Source organism: Micromonospora lutea (assembly GCF_016863535.1).
GTDB lineage: Bacteria > Actinomycetota > Actinomycetes > Mycobacteriales > Micromonosporaceae > Micromonospora > Micromonospora lutea.
In genome coordinates this window covers 151,141-168,587 of record NZ_BOPB01000020.1, presented here as the reverse complement: position 1 = coordinate 168,587, position 17,447 = coordinate 151,141, and the positions used below count along the sequence as shown (strand labels likewise).

14 protein-coding genes are annotated in these 17,447 nt (G+C 68.6%); 4 read left to right on the top strand and 10 right to left on the bottom strand.

The genetic code is table 11. From position 1 onward, the window contains the following. Positions 1-234: 234 nt before the first annotated feature. The 5 genes from Vlu01_RS18385 to Vlu01_RS18365 form a co-directional block, all read right to left on the bottom strand. On the bottom strand, positions 235-1,467 hold the full coding sequence (locus Vlu01_RS18385; RefSeq protein WP_204001087.1) for a hypothetical protein: 1,233 nt from the start codon (positions 1,465-1,467) through the stop codon (positions 235-237). A 43-nt stretch (positions 1,468-1,510) separates the two neighbouring features. Then, the gene (gene pglX, locus Vlu01_RS18380) at positions 1,511-5,095 is read right to left on the bottom strand and encodes a BREX-2 system adenine-specific DNA-methyltransferase PglX (RefSeq protein WP_204001084.1); all 3,585 of its coding nucleotides are present in this window, start codon (positions 5,093-5,095) and stop codon (positions 1,511-1,513) included. Between the two features lie 72 nt (positions 5,096-5,167). After that, positions 5,168-5,581, bottom strand: a complete 414-nt coding sequence (locus tag Vlu01_RS18375; protein WP_204001082.1) for a PIN-like domain-containing protein — start codon at positions 5,579-5,581, stop codon at positions 5,168-5,170. Continuing rightward, positions 5,544-6,191, bottom strand: coding sequence for a DUF433 domain-containing protein (locus Vlu01_RS18370; protein ID WP_204001079.1), 648 nt, complete (start codon positions 6,189-6,191; stop codon positions 5,544-5,546). The genes Vlu01_RS18375 and Vlu01_RS18370 overlap by 38 nt, the downstream gene beginning before the upstream one ends. A 143-nt stretch (positions 6,192-6,334) precedes the next feature. Further along, entirely contained in the window at positions 6,335-6,574 is a 240-nt protein-coding gene (locus Vlu01_RS18365; protein WP_204001077.1) for a winged helix-turn-helix domain-containing protein, read from the bottom strand. A 371-nt stretch (positions 6,575-6,945) separates the two neighbouring features. Here Vlu01_RS18365 and Vlu01_RS27620 point away from each other — a divergent pair, with 371 nt between their 5' ends. Both Vlu01_RS27620 and Vlu01_RS18355 read left to right on the top strand, forming a co-directional pair. Continuing rightward, on the top strand, positions 6,946-7,170 hold the full coding sequence (locus tag Vlu01_RS27620) for a DivIVA domain-containing protein (RefSeq protein WP_239095977.1): 225 nt from the start codon (positions 6,946-6,948) through the stop codon (positions 7,168-7,170). Beyond that, the gene (locus Vlu01_RS18355; RefSeq protein WP_239095976.1) at positions 7,167-7,445 is read left to right on the top strand and encodes a hypothetical protein; all 279 of its coding nucleotides are present in this window, start codon (positions 7,167-7,169) and stop codon (positions 7,443-7,445) included. The genes Vlu01_RS27620 and Vlu01_RS18355 overlap by 4 nt, the downstream gene beginning before the upstream one ends. Before the next feature lie 50 nt (positions 7,446-7,495). On the opposite strand, the gene Vlu01_RS18350 is transcribed toward Vlu01_RS18355, so the two are convergent. Beyond that, positions 7,496-8,449 (bottom strand): DUF559 domain-containing protein, encoded by a 954-nt coding sequence (locus Vlu01_RS18350; protein WP_204001073.1) that lies wholly within the window; start codon positions 8,447-8,449, stop codon positions 7,496-7,498. A 209-nt stretch (positions 8,450-8,658) separates the two neighbouring features. After that, complete coding sequence (gene pglW / locus Vlu01_RS18345; protein ID WP_204001071.1) at positions 8,659-13,083, bottom strand: BREX system serine/threonine kinase PglW; 4,425 nt, start codon at positions 13,081-13,083, stop codon at positions 8,659-8,661. An 84-nt stretch (positions 13,084-13,167) separates the two neighbouring features. On the opposite strand from pglW, the gene Vlu01_RS18340 reads away from it, so the two are divergent. Further along, positions 13,168-13,896, top strand: a complete 729-nt coding sequence (locus Vlu01_RS18340) for an HD domain-containing protein (protein WP_204001069.1) — start codon at positions 13,168-13,170, stop codon at positions 13,894-13,896. Positions 13,897-14,181: 285 nt separating this feature from the next. Here the strand turns inward: Vlu01_RS18340 and Vlu01_RS18335 are convergent, their stop codons facing one another. Beyond that, complete coding sequence (locus tag Vlu01_RS18335; protein WP_204001067.1) at positions 14,182-14,730, bottom strand: hypothetical protein; 549 nt, start codon at positions 14,728-14,730, stop codon at positions 14,182-14,184. 99 nt (positions 14,731-14,829) lie between these two features. Between Vlu01_RS18335 and Vlu01_RS18330 the strand changes: the two genes are divergently transcribed. Further along, positions 14,830-16,041 carry a MalY/PatB family protein gene (locus Vlu01_RS18330; RefSeq protein WP_204001065.1) on the top strand — a complete coding sequence of 404 codons (1,212 nt, stop codon included), beginning with the start codon at positions 14,830-14,832 and terminating at the stop codon, positions 16,039-16,041. A 203-nt stretch (positions 16,042-16,244) separates the two neighbouring features. On the opposite strand, the gene Vlu01_RS18325 is transcribed toward Vlu01_RS18330, so the two are convergent. Both Vlu01_RS18325 and Vlu01_RS18320 read right to left on the bottom strand, forming a co-directional pair. Continuing rightward, entirely contained in the window at positions 16,245-16,688 is a 444-nt protein-coding gene (locus tag Vlu01_RS18325) for a VOC family protein (protein WP_204001062.1), read from the bottom strand. Between the two features lie 59 nt (positions 16,689-16,747). Continuing rightward, positions 16,748-17,407 carry a hypothetical protein gene (locus Vlu01_RS18320; protein ID WP_204001060.1) on the bottom strand — a complete coding sequence of 220 codons (660 nt, stop codon included), beginning with the start codon at positions 17,405-17,407 and terminating at the stop codon, positions 16,748-16,750. Positions 17,408-17,447 lie beyond the last annotated feature (40 nt).

Here is a 17,447-nt window from a genome sequence, read left to right as displayed (position 1 = left end):
TTGCACAGTAGGCGGGACCAGTCGTCCAAGATCGTCACGACAGAGCTGGACGTGTTGGTACGGCGGCAGGTGGCGCAGCGGAACGTCAGCGTCTTGTTCAGGGTGTACCGCTGCAGGTTGCTCAGCGTGGGATGGACTTTCCTGATCTGGTACCCGGAGGGGGGTCGTGATGCCATCCTGCCTTCCTCGGCAACGAGACTTCTCACGTTCGGGTATCTCTCAACGGCCCGCCGGTCAGGTTTGCGCGTCGTCCCTGCGCAGACGGGCCGCTTGCTCGGCGATCCGGTGGGAGAGCTTGCCCTTTACCGATTTGGCCCGGTCGAAGGTCTCGTTACCGAGGCGTCTGGCGGCGTCGACGCCGTCTGCTCCGGTCACCAACGCCTTGTCCCGCACCTCCTTGGCCGCGTCCGTCCACCGCCTCGCCTCCGACGACCGTCGCTCACCCTCGATCCCGAGCCGTCCCTGAAAGTCGATGATGGCGGTCGAGACGTGGTTGCTCGCCTGCACCACCGCCGGAGCGTCGAACGGATGCGTCAGCACCTTGGTGTTGGCCGTGCCGGCAGCCGCGTCCATGCGGGTCATCAGGCGCTCGGTGCACCGCGCGATGAGGTCCAACCGGCTTTTCCGGGCAGCCTTCAGGCCGAGGCGATGCCCGTCCAGCTCGGCTGGAGTCGTCTCGAAGACCCGGTCGAGTTCGAGCACGGCGAACGCGTCCTGTAGTTGGAAGCAGCGCGCCAGGACAGCGAGCCACTCCCGGACTTTGGACTCCGCTTCCCTGGCCGCCTTGGCGACATCACCGATCTTGCTCTTTCGTTCCAGCTTCTCCGCGAGTGCGTCGAGTTGCCGCAGCGCGTACGCCTGGGTGTCCGCGATCGTGGTCGGCGCGGTCTGCACCTTCGACCAGGTGACCTCGGAGACCCGACCCACCTGCTTCCGGATGGTCATGGCCTCCTCGATGACGAAGCCCACGCCTACCATCTCCGCCAGTACGGCGTCCTTCTGGGCGCGGAGCACGTCGTCGACCTTCTCGTCGATCACGGCGAGATAGTCCGTGATCTCTTCCATGGCCTGTTGCATCGCAAGCTGTGCCATAAGTCCCGCGGCACCGGACAGGACTGCAGGGTTGGAGAAAAACCCGCCCTTCACAAACTGGAGGTTCTTGGCGAACTCGCCGGAGGGTGCCCGCAGCGTGGCGTGGAGATTGCCGGTGGTCGAGTTCGTGACCAGCGGAAGCTTCGACGCGGCCCGCGCGGACTCCTCGGTCAGCTTCATCCAGCGGCCAGAATTGGCGGCGATCTCGGCACCTGCCTGTGCGACTCCCGCAGCCCTGCCGAGGAAGGGTCCGAGCCGATGCAGCTCGAGATCCTTCGACGGCAACCCCTCCGAGACCAGGAACCGTTCGACAGCCACCGGATCACCGATGACGGCCAACCCGTCGCCGTCACTGATGAGCTGAATGTCGTCCATCGTCATCTCCTGTCGGTGCGGGCAGGGGGAACCAACGACGTGCTCACTGCTTCGCCTTGCGGCCCCGGGTCGCCTTGGGCGGACGCCAGGACGTCAGCGCCTCGTCGGTGAGGTGCAGGCGGTTGGTCGTCTCGGCGAGGAAGCCGGCGTAAATGTCGGCCGGCGAGGCACCCCACTCCGCGTCGAACTCGCCGTGCCACTGGCGTACCCAGGGAAGGATCTCGCGCAGCCCCGCGACCAGCGGCAGCAGCCGGTCGGCCGCCCAGCCGTCTTCCTGCTCGCGGGCGACGATCAGGGTGGCGAGGGCCTGGGCCTGCTCGCGGTGGTCCCAGCCGGCCCAGCCGACCAGCAGCGACGGGTCACCGTCGCGGCTGGCACCCGGGTACGACACGAAACGTTCCTTGGGTACGTCGAGCTTGCCCCGATGCTTCCAGTAGCTGGCCTTGGCGAAGTCCGCCGAGGTGTACTTCGGCGGCACCGGGATCTGCTTGCGGAACTCCCGCTTCGCCGCCTCGTCGGGCAGCGCGTCCTCGGCCCGTTGCAGGTCCCACACATGCTCCCAGTCGGCGCGCTTGCGCAGGCCGGAGTCCTTGTAGCGCAGCGCGGCCAGGTGCGGCACGTGCTCGTCGGCGACCAGGTCGGCGATCACCTTGCCGAGATCCTGACCGGGCGCGTACAGCTCGGCGACGGCGAGCACGTCGGGGTCGCGGCGTAACTCGTCGGCGAGCTGCGCGGTGGTCAGCGAGCGCGGTTGCTCCAGCCCGTCGACGTGGTGGTACCACAGCTCCCGCGCCTCGCACCGGTCCAGCAGCCAGTCCCGCAGCGCCCTGGCCTGCATCTTGTCCCAGCCCTCGGTGGCCCACCGCCGCTTGCACTCCGGCCGCTCGATCAGCCCGATGTTGCGGTTGCTCTCGATCAGCTCGATCCGCCGCTGCACGATCGCCTTGTACTCGTCCGACCAGTGCGCCGGCAGCTCGGTGATCGGCGTCGAGCCGTGCCGCGCGAACCACTGCGTCTCCAGCCCCTCGTCGCGCATCTTCCGCGCCAGCACGATCTCGAACGCCCGCTGCCCCAGCGTCAGCATCGGCGGCCGAACACTTTCCGGCGCGGTCAGGTCCTCGTCCAGCAGCCCGTAGAGCGAGTAGACCTGCCAGTCCAACTCCTCCTGCAAGCAGATCATCTGCCCCCGGGTGGCATGCCAGTCGTAGGCGGCGGCATCCAGCCGCTCCCGCGTCGGCACCCCAGACCCCGCCACCGCCGCCGGACTCACCGCCGCGAGCCGCTGCGCCAGCCCATCAATCTCCCGCGCAAAATCCAATGGGTACGCCGAAGGCAGCGGAAAATCCTGCAACTTCGTACCTGTGAACTCGTATCTATCCGACCACCCCTCAGCACTGACTCTCGCCCCGGTGTCCCCCAGCGGATCCCCGCCCTTGGGATAGCTGACCTGCTTGAGCCAGAAGCAGGCGGTCGAGCTATTGAGCACCCCGAGCAGCCGCAGGTGATCGTCCTCCGACGCCCCCTCCCCCAACTTGATCACCGGCGCGGTCTGCTTAAACACCTTGCCGCCGCGTTCCAAGGCGAAATGATTGTGGGTCGAGACGAACGGCATCGCGATCCCCAGCGGTACGGTAAATCGCTCTGGATGCCATCTACTCCACTCGAACCAGGTCAGTCCGATCTCCTCGTGAGTCCCTCCCGGTTCACGCCTTAGTGCAAGCTGACTTCGCGTCCGCCACAGCTTTCGACCAAGTACCTGATCCCTGAGTGAAGGCCGCAGGTCATCCCCGTAAGGGAAGAGCGCCTCAGTGAAAGGGAGAACCTTCCAGTCACGTATAGCATCACCTTCGACAAGCTCGACGATAGATTCCGGAGAAGCGATCCATCTGCCCCATGTGCCGCGAGAGGCAAAATAGCTCTCATCTGAACCCGTGTGCGCATAGCGGCCAATTGACCGCGCATGACGGCCAAGGAGAGAAGCACCCTGCTGAGTTATTGCAGTCATAAGATCCGCAGCGCCGCCACCGGACAAGCTCACAGGAAATCGCTGCAGAACCTCCCGCGGTAGGTCCACACAACTCATCCACTGTGATTCAGATCCAGGTTGATTCAGCTGTTCAACGATCGACCGCCACACGAAACCCTGCGCCGGATTCGAGGGGGCTGTCGGTTCGCCACGGACTCCAAGAAGGGCCCGCACCGTAGCACTGCGGGAGGTGACCCGCGATCGTCCAATAAGGACGACAGTCGGCGTGCCGTGCCCAGGAATAAAGGCACCCGAACTGTCGATTACATGGGTCAAATCAGCTTCATTCGCGAAGTATGATTCCACCAATCTCTTGCCGAATTCACGCTTGAGAAGCGAATTCGCGGTGATCTGCCCAACAAAACCAGCGGCACGACTTTCAGCGTCACGCTTCGACAACTCGAAAAAACGTTGGGCAAATGGAACCGACAACGCATACTGCAAGTGGCACGAACTGTAGATCTCGCGATATAGCCGGTTCAGGCTTTTGTCTTTGACAGTGATGTAGGGCGGATTGCCAACCACAACGTGATACCGCCCCTCACGCAAGATGTCTGGGTGTTCATGTATATCATCTGTGACGTAGTGGAAGTCGGCAACATCATCGCAAAGACCGAAGAGGTCAAGCTGACGAGCCTTGATCAGAGAGTCACCCACGGCTAAATGCGTGGAGAAGGCATGGGCAGCCGAGTCTGCGAGATTTCTTACCCCGGCGGCACGGAGGGCGGCTATCAGCAGGCGGAAGCGGGCGATGGCGACCGCGAAGGGGTTGATGTCGACGCCGTGGACGGCATCGAGGGCAAGGCGTACCCGCTCGTGCGGGTCGCGGTTGGGGGCGTGTTGCTCCCACTCCTTCAGCAGCCGGTGGAAGGCGCCGAGGACGAAGTGGCCGGAGCCGCAGGTGGGGTCGATCATCTTGACCACGTCGTGGCCGAACTCATCGATCGCCGGAGTCAGCGTCAGGTCGAGGATGAACTCCTCGACGAACTCGGGGGTCTGGAGCAGGGCGTAGGTCTTGCGGGCGGCCTCGGAGAGATCCTGGTAGAGGTCGCCGAGGAAGCGGGTGTCCCACTCGGGGTCGGTGAAGTCGTGCACCAGGCTGCCAGCTTCGCCGCGACGACGCCAGAAGGCGATCAGGTTCTTCGCCTCGTCGTGAGAGAGCGGAATCTGGTAGAGCGGGTTGTGCCGCTTGTCGAAGAGTGACTTGCCGGCCTGGGTGCTAGCGATCGTGTCGAAGCCTTGGTGCAGCCAACCGCGCAGCGTCTGGTCGGGGCGGTCGCGGAAGAACTGGGCCTCGGCTTCCTCGGCGAGCACAAGGCGGTCGCCCGGCCCGGCCAGGTAGGGGTCGGGCAGCAGGCCGTTGTCCTCGCAGAAGCGGACGAAGACGGTGCCGAGCACCCAGGCCACCGCGACCTGGGTCACCCGCTCGTCGCGCCAAGCTGTCCAGGTGGCGGCGGTACGACCGACCTTGAAGGCATGGTCGTATTCGCCACGCAGCCGGGAGCGCACCTCCTCGACCGTCTCGGCCTGCTCCCGCAGGTCCTTCTCCAGGTTCTTGACCTGCTTCTGCAGGTCCGACAAGAGCAGCTTCCGGTCGACCACGCGACGACTCTAGTCGTCCCGCCGACGGGACGGTGTTACCCGTAAGGCCCGATCCCGTCGCCGAGTCGCTACCTACGGCCACCGCCGAACGACGGCGTCCTCGTAGACGACGTAGAAGCCGGCTGGGCCTTCCGCTCCATATCGCCAGATCCGGTCGCGGTGACGCTCGAAACGCTCCGCCCGCTCCGCCTGTGGAAGCTCGGCGCTGCTCAGACAATGGATGGTGAGACCGGCCGCGCGGAGGAGGTCAAGGACCTTGACCTGGTTGCGGATCTTTCTGTCCTGGGTGAGCAGCGTCCAACCCTGCTTGAGCCCGTACTCGACCCACACATCGTCACCGGTGAACTGCCCGTCCGCAGGGAAGATGTCAGTCACCAGGTGCACGGTCCAACCGGCGGCGCTGAGTGCTCGGGGTGTGCTCTTGCCCAGGCAACGATCGACGAAGAACTCAGGCGGCGACCCGGACGACGGCTTCGACTTCGTCAACGGTCAGCCCGTACTCGTCGGCAACGACTTCAGAGGGTTCACCAGCACGCCACATCCCCACAACCGCCTCGACCGGGACCTTGGTGCGTGCGACGACGGGAGCCCCCCAGCCGAACCGCGGATCGATGACCACCTGAGCGGTGTCCGGATACTGACGCAACCGCAAGCGAGCGGGGTAGGCGTCAGAGGGATCCCAGACGATGTACCTCAGGTAATCGGCGATCACTTCACGGATCGGCATCTGATGGTCGCCGGCCCGGGCCAGTTCGTCGGTGTCGACATAGTGGACGAAGACGTCGATGCCGTCCGTCGCGATCCGCCGATCCGCCAGTCCGTAAGGGTTGCCGAAGATGTTGCGAATTTCGGCAGCGACGTCGCGGATCTTGTCCTTCCCGAGCTTCAGGTCGCGGAGGGACCGAAGGACATATGCCTCGATGACAGCAACAAACGGGACGGACGGCCATCCCCGCTTTGCCGGCGGCACGCTGTGCACCAGCGGCTCCCCGGCCGCCTTCTCGGCAAGCCAGGAATACATGGTGCTACGGGGTATGCCCAGATAGCGGGCGGTGTCAGCCGGAGTGAGCAGCGCATCATGAAGTTTGTCGATCACGACTGCCTCCTTCTCCGCTGGCCGCTCCTAGCATCGCACTGCGTCCACTGGTCTACACGATCCGTTCAACCTTCGCCACTCTGGGTCGCGTCGTGTCTCCACCCGGTCGACCATGCGCCGCCCTTCGACACGCCTCCGCTCAGTCAGGGCTCGCGCATCCAGGTCTTTGGATCGGTCACGAAGACCCCCTTGCCCTGGTGTCGCCGGATGACGCGCAGCGCTTCCAGTCGCACGTAGACCATCTGGATGGTCGATGAGCTGACCTCGAATCGGTCACCCATGTCGGCGATCGAAGGCAGCTTCTCCCCTGGCTGAACCTTCCCGCTCCGCACGTCGCTAACGATCTCGTCAGAGATCCGGATGTAGTCCGGTGTCTGTGGCATGGCACTCCTCGCGTGGCACGCCTATTTGATCACGCCACGCGCTCACCAGACAACCGAGCGTTGCAATCCTCAGCTTAGGCATATATGTTTGATCCGGAGCCGGTCCTCGCGTGGCAACGAGTTCGGCTCATCCCCCTGGTCGGGACGGGTGCGCGTGCCCGTCCCGACCCAGACAAGCTGCTCTGTCGTCGTACCGCCGAATGGGGCTGCGGCGGCCGAGCGGGCGGACCGTGCGGACGCCGGCCACGCACGGCCCGCCCTTCCACGCACCACCGCACCGACCCTCCGCGCCTCCGACTGCTGAGGAAAGGAACGTCGTGGCCCAGGTGTATCGAGGTGGCCAGCCCTACGGGACCGGCCACCCGACCCGGATGACCCCGCATGAGGTACGCACCCGCACGTTCGCCCCGCGTCGCCATGGGGTCGACCCCGATGAGGTACGCGAGTTCCAGGCCACGGTCGCCGACGAGCTGGCCGACCTGCACCGGCAGTTCCGTACGCTCGCCCAGGAGAACGACCGGCTCAAGCGGGCGCTGCGCGACTGGCAGTCCATGCACGCCCGGCACTGCCGACCACCGAACCAGGGCCGCTGGTGACCGCACGCCCGGCCCCCGGCGACCTGCTCCGGATCGACGGTCGCGCCTCGGTGCAGTTCGCCGGGGGCCGGGCGCTCACCCTGCGCGTCGTCTCGGTCAGCGACCGGCACGCCTACGACGGCTGGATCTGGCTGACCGGGTACGTCATCGACCGGCGCGGCGACGCCACCGCCAAACGCGAGATCTACGTCCAACTCGCCGGCATCCGGTCCGATACCGGTGCCGCCGCACCACCACGGCCGGCGCGGCCGGTCGCCCGGTCGTCGGCCCATTGAGCGTGCCCTGTTCCGTCGACCTACGCATTACGAGTGCGTCGTTCTGGTGATCACACGGGCCGACGGCTGGCGAGGATGGCGAGGGTTTCCCGGCGTACCGCCTCCGGCTCGTGCACGAGCCGACGATGGGCGAAGCGGACGACCAGGATGCCAAGGGCGGCCAGTTGTGCATCGCGGCGCAGGTCGATCTCGCGCTGTCGTGGATCACCGTGGGTGGTGGCACCGTCGAGTTCGATGTTGACGCGTTCCGGTTCGGCGTAGAGGTCGAGGTAGACGTTGCGCTGGCCGAGCCGGATTCGCACCTGCCGCTGGAATGCCGGCATTCCAGGGCCTGTGAAGACCCGCTCGTGCCCCCAGATCTCCAGCGGACTGCGGCAGCCCTCGGCGAGCCGGGTCAGCAGGGTGCGCAGCACAACCCGGCCAGCCACCCTTGCCGTGTCGTCGAGCACAGCGTGCAAGCGACCTGGGGTGGTCAGCCGCTTGTTGACCGCCCTGATTATCGGCGTCCGTTGCTCGCCCGGCGGAAGCATCGGCCAGGAGTCGACGAGGGCTCGCTCGATGGTGGTCACGGGCAGCCCTTGTCGTACCACCACCGACGGTGGGGCGAGGGCGAGGTGGCGGCGTCGGTGGACTCGGACACCGGGCCAGCTTCGCAGGCCGCTGGCGGCCGGCGTACTCACGTGCAACAGGTCCCCGGGCAGTTGTTGGCGCAACCCCCAGAGGTCGAGGGCGGTGAGATGGCTGAGCGCGCCGCGCCCGCGTACCCAGGCGGCGACCGCACGGCGACCGAGGGCCGGGCCGATCCGGCTGAGTGGCGGGGTGGTGGCCCGCTCGATGCGAGCATTTTGGAGGTGCGCTGACGCGAACACCTCGGGTAGGACCCGCACCAGTTCACCATTGGTGCACGCCCGTTGCAGAATCCACTCCGGCACGACCTGCTCAACGATGGATCGGGTCACCAGCCCGTCCCCGCGCTTCACCAATTCCGCCAACACCGCGTCCATGCCACCGACCGTGCCGCCCGCCGCAAGGTCCCGCTACAACGAAGGGCTGCACCTGTGGACAACGACCGCGCTGTGGACGACCCACCGCTACGCGCCATCATCTGCTATGGCACGCCTCGCGCCTCATCGTGGCGGTGTGACTGTTCGCATGGCGGCGTGGCGGACAGCTACACTGCCACGCCCAAGAAGCTGCACAATCAGGGGAGCTGTCAGGCGGTCACCGCGCTGCGGTGGGCGTTGACGGCCCAGGCGTCGGGGAGGGCAATCCACTCGTTGTCGCCTACCCGCACCACGGCACCGTCCAGCTTGGGTAGCACTCCCGGGTCGTCCATCGGGCAGAGCAACCAGACGTCGCCCTCCCCGCCACGTGCGGCCTCGGCCAGCTCGTGGAGCCGCTCCATCGCCCGGTACCGCGCCAGCACCGCCGCGTCGTGCAGCAGCACCGGCCCGGCGTCGACGCGCAGCTGCGCCCGCAGCAAGGGCATTGCTAGTTGCCACGCCTGCTCGACGTACTCGCCGAGCTTGATGGCGGCTCGGGAGCCCTGCTCGGCGATGTCCGCGCCCAGCACCGTCTCCCAGGTGGGCTTCGGTCGGGCGTCGACCAGGCCGCGTAGCTCACGAAGGAACACCGCGGCCACGTTGACCGGCCGGGCGTCGAAGCGTCGGGATAGTTCCTCGCGGGCCAGCGCGTACCGGTTGAGGCGTACGGTCAATGCCCGGAACCCACCGGCGGACCTGGCGCCGGTCAGCCGCTCCTCGGCCCGCACCGCCGCCGCCAGTTCCGGCGACTCGGCCTCCCACCGGCTCGGCGCGTTCGTGGCCGACGGGCGGCGCTGGACGACCGACATCGAAGACGAGCCGGCGCGCGGCGGTGGGGGAAGGTAACGGTCCCGATCCCAGCGCAGTTCGAAACCGGCCTCGGCAAGCAACTTGTCGAGCTTCGGGTGCGACGGCAGCGACGCCGTCAGCTCGGGGAATCGGGCGGTCACCCGCTGGATGACGTGCTCCGGGGTCAGTCCCCGCCGCCCCTCGGGCGTGGTCGCGGGAGGCACCACGCCGGCTTGGGCGAGCCGCAGCGCGCGTACCGGGTCGAGGTTGCGCGGGTACAGCTCCAACCGGGCGGTCGCGGCGGCCTGGTCCGAGGCCACGGCGGCGAGCATCACGCGCCGCCGGTCGTCGACAGTGTCCGCCACGCCACCGGGCGGCGTGACCGCCGCGAGGGTACGCAACACCGTCGCCGCACTGGGCAATACTTCGCTGGCAGCCAATTCGTCGGCGGTCTTGCCGAGCGCGTCGGCGTAGTCGAGCAACGCCGGTGCGGCCGGGGCGTCCGGACTGTCGTCCTCGCCCGCCTCAAGGGCCACGAGCAGCCGGTCGCCACGCGGATTCGGCTTACCGTCGATGTCGCCCCGAGCATGCCGTCGCAGCAGCAGGCGGGGCTCCTCCTCAATGGCGTCGACCTCGACGGCCGCCCGCACGGCGGCGACCGCCACCGCGAGGCGCAGGTCGTCACCGGTACGCACCGAGCCGCGACTGATCAGCAGAGCCTCGGCCAGCTCGGCGACCCCCATCACCCGCCCACCGTCGTGCAACAGCTCGATGATCTGGGTACGCACGCTGCCCACCACCGGCATGTCGTGCCAGCGCTTGCGCTGCTTGCCGAGGATCTGGGCGATCCGGCCGGACGTGACGCCAACGGCGGCGGCGACCTGTGGCTGCTGCGGCCACAGCTGAAGCGGGGGCAACGCGCCGGTGGCGTCGGGCAGGTTCAACAGCAGCCGGGTGGCTTCCACCTCGGCGGCGTTACGGCCGTTCTTGGCCGGCACGAGCAGGGCGGCGATGGCGTCGAGGCCGACGCGTACCAGATCGGTGTCCCCGCCGGCATTTGTCGTCTCGGTGGCGACCTCGGCGGTGGCCGCCTTACGTGCTGCGGCGGAGGTGGAGATTGTCTCCCGCTCCCCCAGCCGGGTGCGCCACTGCTTGACCCGGCGCTGCAACTCCCTGCGCGTCCGGGCACCGAGGCCGGGCAGCGTGGCGAAGGTGTTGTTACCGACGGCGAGCAGCTCACCGACGGTGGTGGCCTCCACCCGATGCGCGGCGGAAACCGCCCGCGGGGTGAGCCCGGCGGCCTCCAGCGCGGTGGCGCGGGTCGCCTTGCCGGCGGCCTCCTCACGCGCCTTCTCGGCGGCCTTCTCGTCCGGCTCCTCGGTTTCGATCTCCGGATGCTCGCTACCGACCGGGGCGCTCGCGTCGGAGCGGCGGAACACCTGCTGCCAGGCGTCGCGCATCTCCTTCAGGGTGGCGAACCGGCGACGGTGGTCGCGGTGCAGGGCCCGCTGGAAGAACTCCACCAGGTCGTCGCGGATCGCCGTGTCGAACGCCTCCGCGGCCAGCACCGGCGGGCCTTCGGTGAGCTGCGGTTCGGTGCCACCGTCGCCCCACAGGGGTAGCTCGCCGGAGGCCATCTCGTGCAGCGTCACGGCCAGGGCGTACCACTCGGCGTGCTTGTCGTAGACCTGGCGGGCGGCGGTGCCGAGGAACGGGTCGAGGTAGCGCGGGGTGCCGGCGGCGATTTCCTTGACCGAGACGCCGGCCAGGGAGAAGTCGAAGAGCACCAGTTGGCGGGTGCGGTTCGGGCGGATGCGGATGGCGATGTTGTCCGGCTTGATGTCGCGGTGGTAGACGCCCTCGCCCTCCAGGTAGTCCAGGGCGCCGAACAGGTAGTCGCTGTAGGTCTCCAGCTCATCAACGGTGAGCCGGCCGTCGTCACGCAGCTTGCGTGCCAGGGTGCGGTCACCGGCATGCTCAAGCACCACGACGGTGCGGGGGCCGAGCTGCAACGGTTCCGGCCGGGCCAGCCTGATCACCCGGGAATCGGTGAGCGGCTCGAGCACCCGTGCCTCGTGGGCAAGGCGCGCCGCCTTCTCGTCGGAGAGGGCCACCTTGAGCACCTCGTCGCGCCGGGTGCGCTCGTTGAACGCCAGGAACGCCCGGCAGGTCGAGCCGGTGCCGAGGCTACGGACGATCTTCCACTCGCCGACCAGGTCGCCACCGCGCGCCTCCAGCGGGTCGACTTGCTCCGGTGCGGGTTCGGGCGGATGGGTCGAGGTGGGTGGCGGGGCGGTCAGCTCGTCCTCGACCTCCTGAAGCATCTCGACGAACTCGGCGACCGTGGTGAGTCGCTGGATGGGCACCGGGGCCGTCGCCGCCTGGATCATCTCGTCGGCGAAGGAGCTGATCGCGTCGGCGATCGATGCCGCGCGCAGCCCGTTGTCACGGGCGAGCCGGGTCAGCAGCTCCGGGCGCTTGGCCGCCGGGGGTTGCCCGGTGAGGATCAGGTACGCCAACGCGCCGAGGCCGAAGACGTCCATCGCGACCGCGTCCGGACTTGGCGCGGTCAACTCCGGCGCCAGATATGCCTCCGCCGAACGCTCGATGTGGTCGGCGGCGTGTGAGGAGGGGGTGATCGGGTCGCCGCTGCCGCTGGTGTCGGTGCCGCGGGTGGCCGCCTGCCAGTCACTGACCAGCAGTCGGGGCGTCAGCCACGCCTCGTCCTCGCTGCCACCACGCCGCCGTGGCCCGGGAGCGACCAACACGCTGCGGGCGGACAGGGCACGATGGTGCAGCTTACGGCGGTGCGCGTACGCCACCGTCTCGGCAAGCTGGCGGATCATGGCGAGTCGGGTGAGCACGTCGAGGCGCTCGCCGTACTGCGACATGTAGTGGTCGAGGCGGATCGTCCGTGGGTCATGGCGGAAGATCAGCGCGGGCCCGGCCTCGTGCTGCTCCATCGAGTCGGCTTGGACGATGCCGGGATGGCTGATGCCGTGCAGCACCGACATCTCGCGCCGGGCGGCCCGCTCGATGCTGGCCCGCGCGGCCTGGGCGGCGTTGCGCTCGACCAGGTAGATCCGTACCCAGCGGTGCTCCCGCTCCAGGTCACGGTGCCGGGCCCGGTGGTCCTGCCAGGTCGGCCCGACGTCGAAGGGCCGGGTCTCCAACTCCCACGCGCCGACCTGGTAGTGCCGGCGGCTGCGCGCGATGCCGACATCCGCGAGTAGATCCGGTAGAGCAGCCGACACCTCGCGGGTGACCCTTCGCCGCTCGTCGTCCGGCTGGCGCAGCAGCAGCGACGTGATCGGATCCAGCTCTCCTTCGCGGCCCTCGATCGGCTCGGGACCGTAGACGCCGTGCAGGTGATGTTCCGACAGCTCGATCTTCAGCCCCGGCTTGGACAGGAACACCGCCGCCTGAACGAACGGGATCCGCACCGCCTGGCCCCGGCGGCGGCTCGCGGCGACCTGGAGCAGGGACTTGAGCTTCTTGGCCTTCGCGTCGGCCAGGTGCAACGGGTTGTCGAAGGTGCGGGTGCCGTTCGGGCCGTGCAGCAGCCAGTTCGAACCGCTGGAGGTCAGCCGCCCGGACCAGCTCTTGATCTCGACCAGGTAGAGGCCGCCGGGAGCGGCGACGAGCAGATCGACCTCGTACGGATGCCCGGTCTGTGCGGTGAAGGTGAAGTTCGACCAGGCGCGGTATGGCTCGGTGTCGGGAAGCAGCGTCTGGACATGTGCCAGTGCCTCTCGCTCGTGCGAGAACTGCGACGGCGTGATCGTCGTCCACCGGCCCTCCTGCATGGGGCAGATCCTATGCGCAGCGGACGGCAGCGGCGGGCGTCGCCGGTCCGCCGAAAGGTGGGTGGGATCCGATATAAGGGACGGATGGAGTTGCCGCCGTATCTGGCCAGCATGCCGATGCACGCGATCACCGAGATGCACGGCGAGGCCGGGCTGCGGGAGCGGTTCCGGCTGGAGATCCAGGGCTTCGACAGCGCCGAGCGGCACCGGCTCGACGAGGCGTTGGAGCTGGTCACGTGGCTGCATCGCGATGATCGGCGGTCCCGGGAGCCGTACGTCAACCATCTGCTCCGGGTGGCGATCCGGATGCTGCACCATTACCAGGTACGCGACGTCGACGTGATCGTCGCCGGGCTGCTGCACGACGCCGTCGAGGATCACCCCGTCGAGCTGGTTGGCGATGGGAAGATCGAGGATCCCACCGCCGCGGCGTTGGGGGTGCTCGCGGAGCGGTTCGGGGCACGGGTGGCGCGGCTGGTCGCGGCGGTCACCAACCCGTTGTGGGATCCTGGGCGGGACCGGTACGAGCAGTATCGGGAGCATGTCGCCGCCAGTCTCGAACGGGAGCCCTGGGCGCGGGTCATCAAGGTCTCCGACTTCACGGACAACGGCGTCGGGGTGATCCATTCCGTCGGCCCGAAGGTCGAGTCGTCGGCCCGCAAATATCGCCCGCTGGTGCCGGTGTACCGCGGCCTCGTCACCCGTGCCGACACTCCGCTGTCCGAGGCGGTCAAGCGACACATCCTGGACCAGCTCGACCTGGCCGAGCAGCGCTTCAGCGCCATCCTCGACCAGCCCGCCCACCCCGCCTGAACGCCCACCCGAACGACACCGCGCACACCCCACCAACACCGCGTACACCCCACCAACATCGCGCACACCTCAGCGACACCGCGCACACCCCACTGGCGCACCGCACCGCGCAGACCTCACTGACACCGGGCACACCACCCCACTGACACCGCGCACGCCGCCCCCGGCGAGGTCGCGATCGTCCCGCTGATCCGTTCGCGCCATCAGCTTCGACAGCGCGCGGCGCACACGGCATGAGCGACGCCGTCAGCCCATCGGAGCAGCGCCGCGGACCGTGGTCGGGTGTCACCGTTGCGCCGGGGTGCCCGTCTGTGCGTCGGGTCTACGGTTGAGCCTGCTCGCCAGCAGTTCGGCCTGGGCCACCGAACCGCCGCCGACGCCGAGTCCGCCACGGGCGGCGCGGTAGAAGTCGTCACGTGCCTCGTTGGCCCGGTGCAGCAACGTGGGCCGCTCGTCGTCGGCCTGACCGTCGCGCGCCAGCCGCTCGACCGCCCAGACGGTGTCCCGCCACGCCCGTGCCGCCAGCACCGTCGGCGCGTCGCCGAGCAGCAGCACGTTTTCCCAGGCCAGCGTATGCCGAAAGTCGGCCTCTGCCAGCTCGGCGAGTGCGGCGTCCCGGTCGAGGTGTCCACCGGAGAGCCGGCTGGCGATGGTGTGTGCCTCCTTGAGCGCCCGGGCGAACTCGGCGTACGCGTCGAGCCGCCGCTCGTCCCAGCGCACGGTCTGGTTGCGTCGCCACCGCGACCGGTCGGCCAGCGACGTGGCGACGATCGTGCCGATGGTGCCGACCAGCACGCCGAGTAGTGCCGGTAGCTGCGTAGCAATGCCCTCCATGACCGGACAGCCTGGCAGCAGCGGGCAAGCCGCGTACGATGCGGTTCTGTTCATGCTGGGTCGTGGAACCGGGGACCTACGGGTGAGGTGGAGCTGTCGATGGTGAACCCGCTGACCCAGCTGTCCCTGGCCGAGTTGCGGCGACGGACCAGCGTCAAGTGGCGCCAGTACGCCGATGACGTGCTGCCCCTGTGGGTCGCCGAGATGGACGTGCCGTTGGCCGCGCCCGTGGCCGAGGCGCTGCACGACGCGGTCGCGCGTGGTGACACCGGGTACGCCTTCGGGACGGCGTACGCCGAGGCGCTCGGCGACTTCGCGGCCCGGCGGTGGGGCTGGTCCGACCTGCCGGTCGACCGCGTCACAGTGGTGCCGGACGTGATGCTCGGCATCGTCGAGGTGCTCCGGCTGCTCACCGGGCCGGGCGACGCTGTCGTGTTCTGCTCACCGGTGTACCCACCGTTCTACGCCTTCGTCAGTCACGCCGACCGGCGGGTTGTCGAGGTGCCGCTCGGCGCGGACCGGCGGATGGACCTGTCGGCGCTGGACGAGGCGTTCCGGCGGGCCCGCGCGGGTGGCCGTCGGGCGGTCTTCCTGCTGTGCAACCCGCACAACCCGACGGGTGTCGTGCACCGCCGTGACGAACTCGACGCGGTCGCCGACCTCGCCGGCCGCCACGGGGTACGGGTGGTGTCCGACGAGATCCACGCCCCGCTGGTGCTGCCCGGGGCACGGTTCACGCCGTACCTCACGGTGCCCGGGGCCGAGGATGCGTTCGCGGTGCTGTCCGCGTCGAAGGCGTGGAACCTGGCCGGGTTGAAGTCGGCGCTGGTGGTGGCGGGCCGGCGCGCGGTGGCGGATCTGCGGCGGATGCCGGAGGAGGTCGGCCACGGACCGAGCCACCTGGGCGTCATCGCGCACACCGTCGCCTTCCGCGACGGCGGTGACTGGCTGGACCGCCTGCTGGACGGCCTCGACGAGAACCGCGAGCTGCTGGGGACACTGCTGGCGCGGCACGCACCGACCATTCGTTACCGCCGGCCCGAGGGCACCTACCTCGCCTGGCTGGACTGCACGGGGCTGGGCGTCGACAGCGGATCGGTCGGCGACGAGCCCGGCGTGGTGACCGACATCGCCGGGCCGGCGGCGCTGTTCCTCGACCGTGCGCGGGTCGCCCTCAGCTCGGGGCATGTCTTCGGCACCGGCGGCGCCGGCTTCGTACGGCTCAACTTCGCCACCTCCCCGGAGATCCTGACCGAGGCGGTGACCCGGATGGGGCGCGCCGTCACCGAGCACCACGCTACGACCAGCTAGCGCGGCTGCGGGTCAGACCTCGTGCACCGGACGGCTGATCCGCCCGGCGATCTTGAACCGCAGGTCCACGGCAGGCCCCTCTCGCATCGTCGACATGTTGTATACGTCCGACAAGCGGTCCAGTCACGAGCCGGGATGACCGGACGTGCCGGCGACGAGCCCGTCGGCAGGTTCCGCGTCGCTCGTCGTCGGCACCGCCCACGTCAGCCCGAACCTGCCCCTGCCACGAAGACGCAGAACGGGTGCCCCTCCGGGTCGGCGTACACCCGGAACGGCTCGTCGGGGCCGGTCAGTCGGTCGGCCAGCAGGCGACCGCCGAGGGCGAGTACGCGCTCGTGCTGCGCCACCAACTGCTCGGTGGAGGTCACACTCAGGTCCAGATGCAGCTGCTGGGGCACCTGCCCCTCCGGCCAGGTCGGTCGCGGCAGCTGGTCGACCTGCTGGAAGGCGAGTTGCGGGCTGCCCTCCGGCGTTCTCAGCACGAGCCAGTCGGTGCCGCGTTCGTCGGCCTGCCCGGGCTCGGGTGGTTCGTCGCCGGGCCGGTAGACCAGGCCCAGCAACGACCGGTAGAACTCCGCGAGCGACCTGGCGTCGGTGCAGTCGAGCACCACCTGACACAGCCTTGGTGTGTTCTCTCGCTCAACCACGCCGGGTCACCTCCGTCAACTGGGCGAATCATGGCGACGCGGGGACCCGCGCGGGGCGATCACTTTCGGTCGGGTGCTGGCCCGTTGTCGTTGAACCGGAAGCTGCTCGTCGGTGGCGCGTCGCCCAACTCCTCCAGGATCAGCCCGGAGTTCTGCGAGTTCCGCAGGTAGGCCGAGTTGGTGCTGATCAGGAAACCCTCGTCCGCGTCGGCAGCGGCGATGGTGAACTGCTGCCGTGGCTCGTCCTCCCGGCAGGCGGCACCCTCCACCACCAGCGGCCGACCGCCGCCCGGGTTGAGCAGCTGCCAGCAGACCGGCTCCCCGGTGCCGGGACCACCACCGGCCCCACGGTACGACTTGATCAAGAAGTTCTGCCCGGTCAGCGGGGTCGGCACGAACAACTGCCGGCCGCTGTCGTCGTCCACCTCGGCCAGTCGGTCGTCATCGGTCAACGACAGTCCCGCTTCGAACCCGTCGACCCGGGTGATGGTGATCTGGCGGGTGCCGGACAACACCGCCGGGGTGGCGGTCGGCGCCGGGCTGACCGACTCCGAGGCCGTGGACGTGGGTGCCCCGGTGGAGGTCACGTCGGTGATCGGCGTACCCGTGGCCGTCGGTGACGCGGAGACCTCGTCTGTCGCACTCGTTCCACCGCAGCCTGCGGTCCCGACGGCCAGCGCCACCAGCCCCGCTCCGGCGAACCAGTTTCGCATCGACATTCCTCGCTCCTCATCCCGGCCGCGCCGGTCCCTCTGGTCG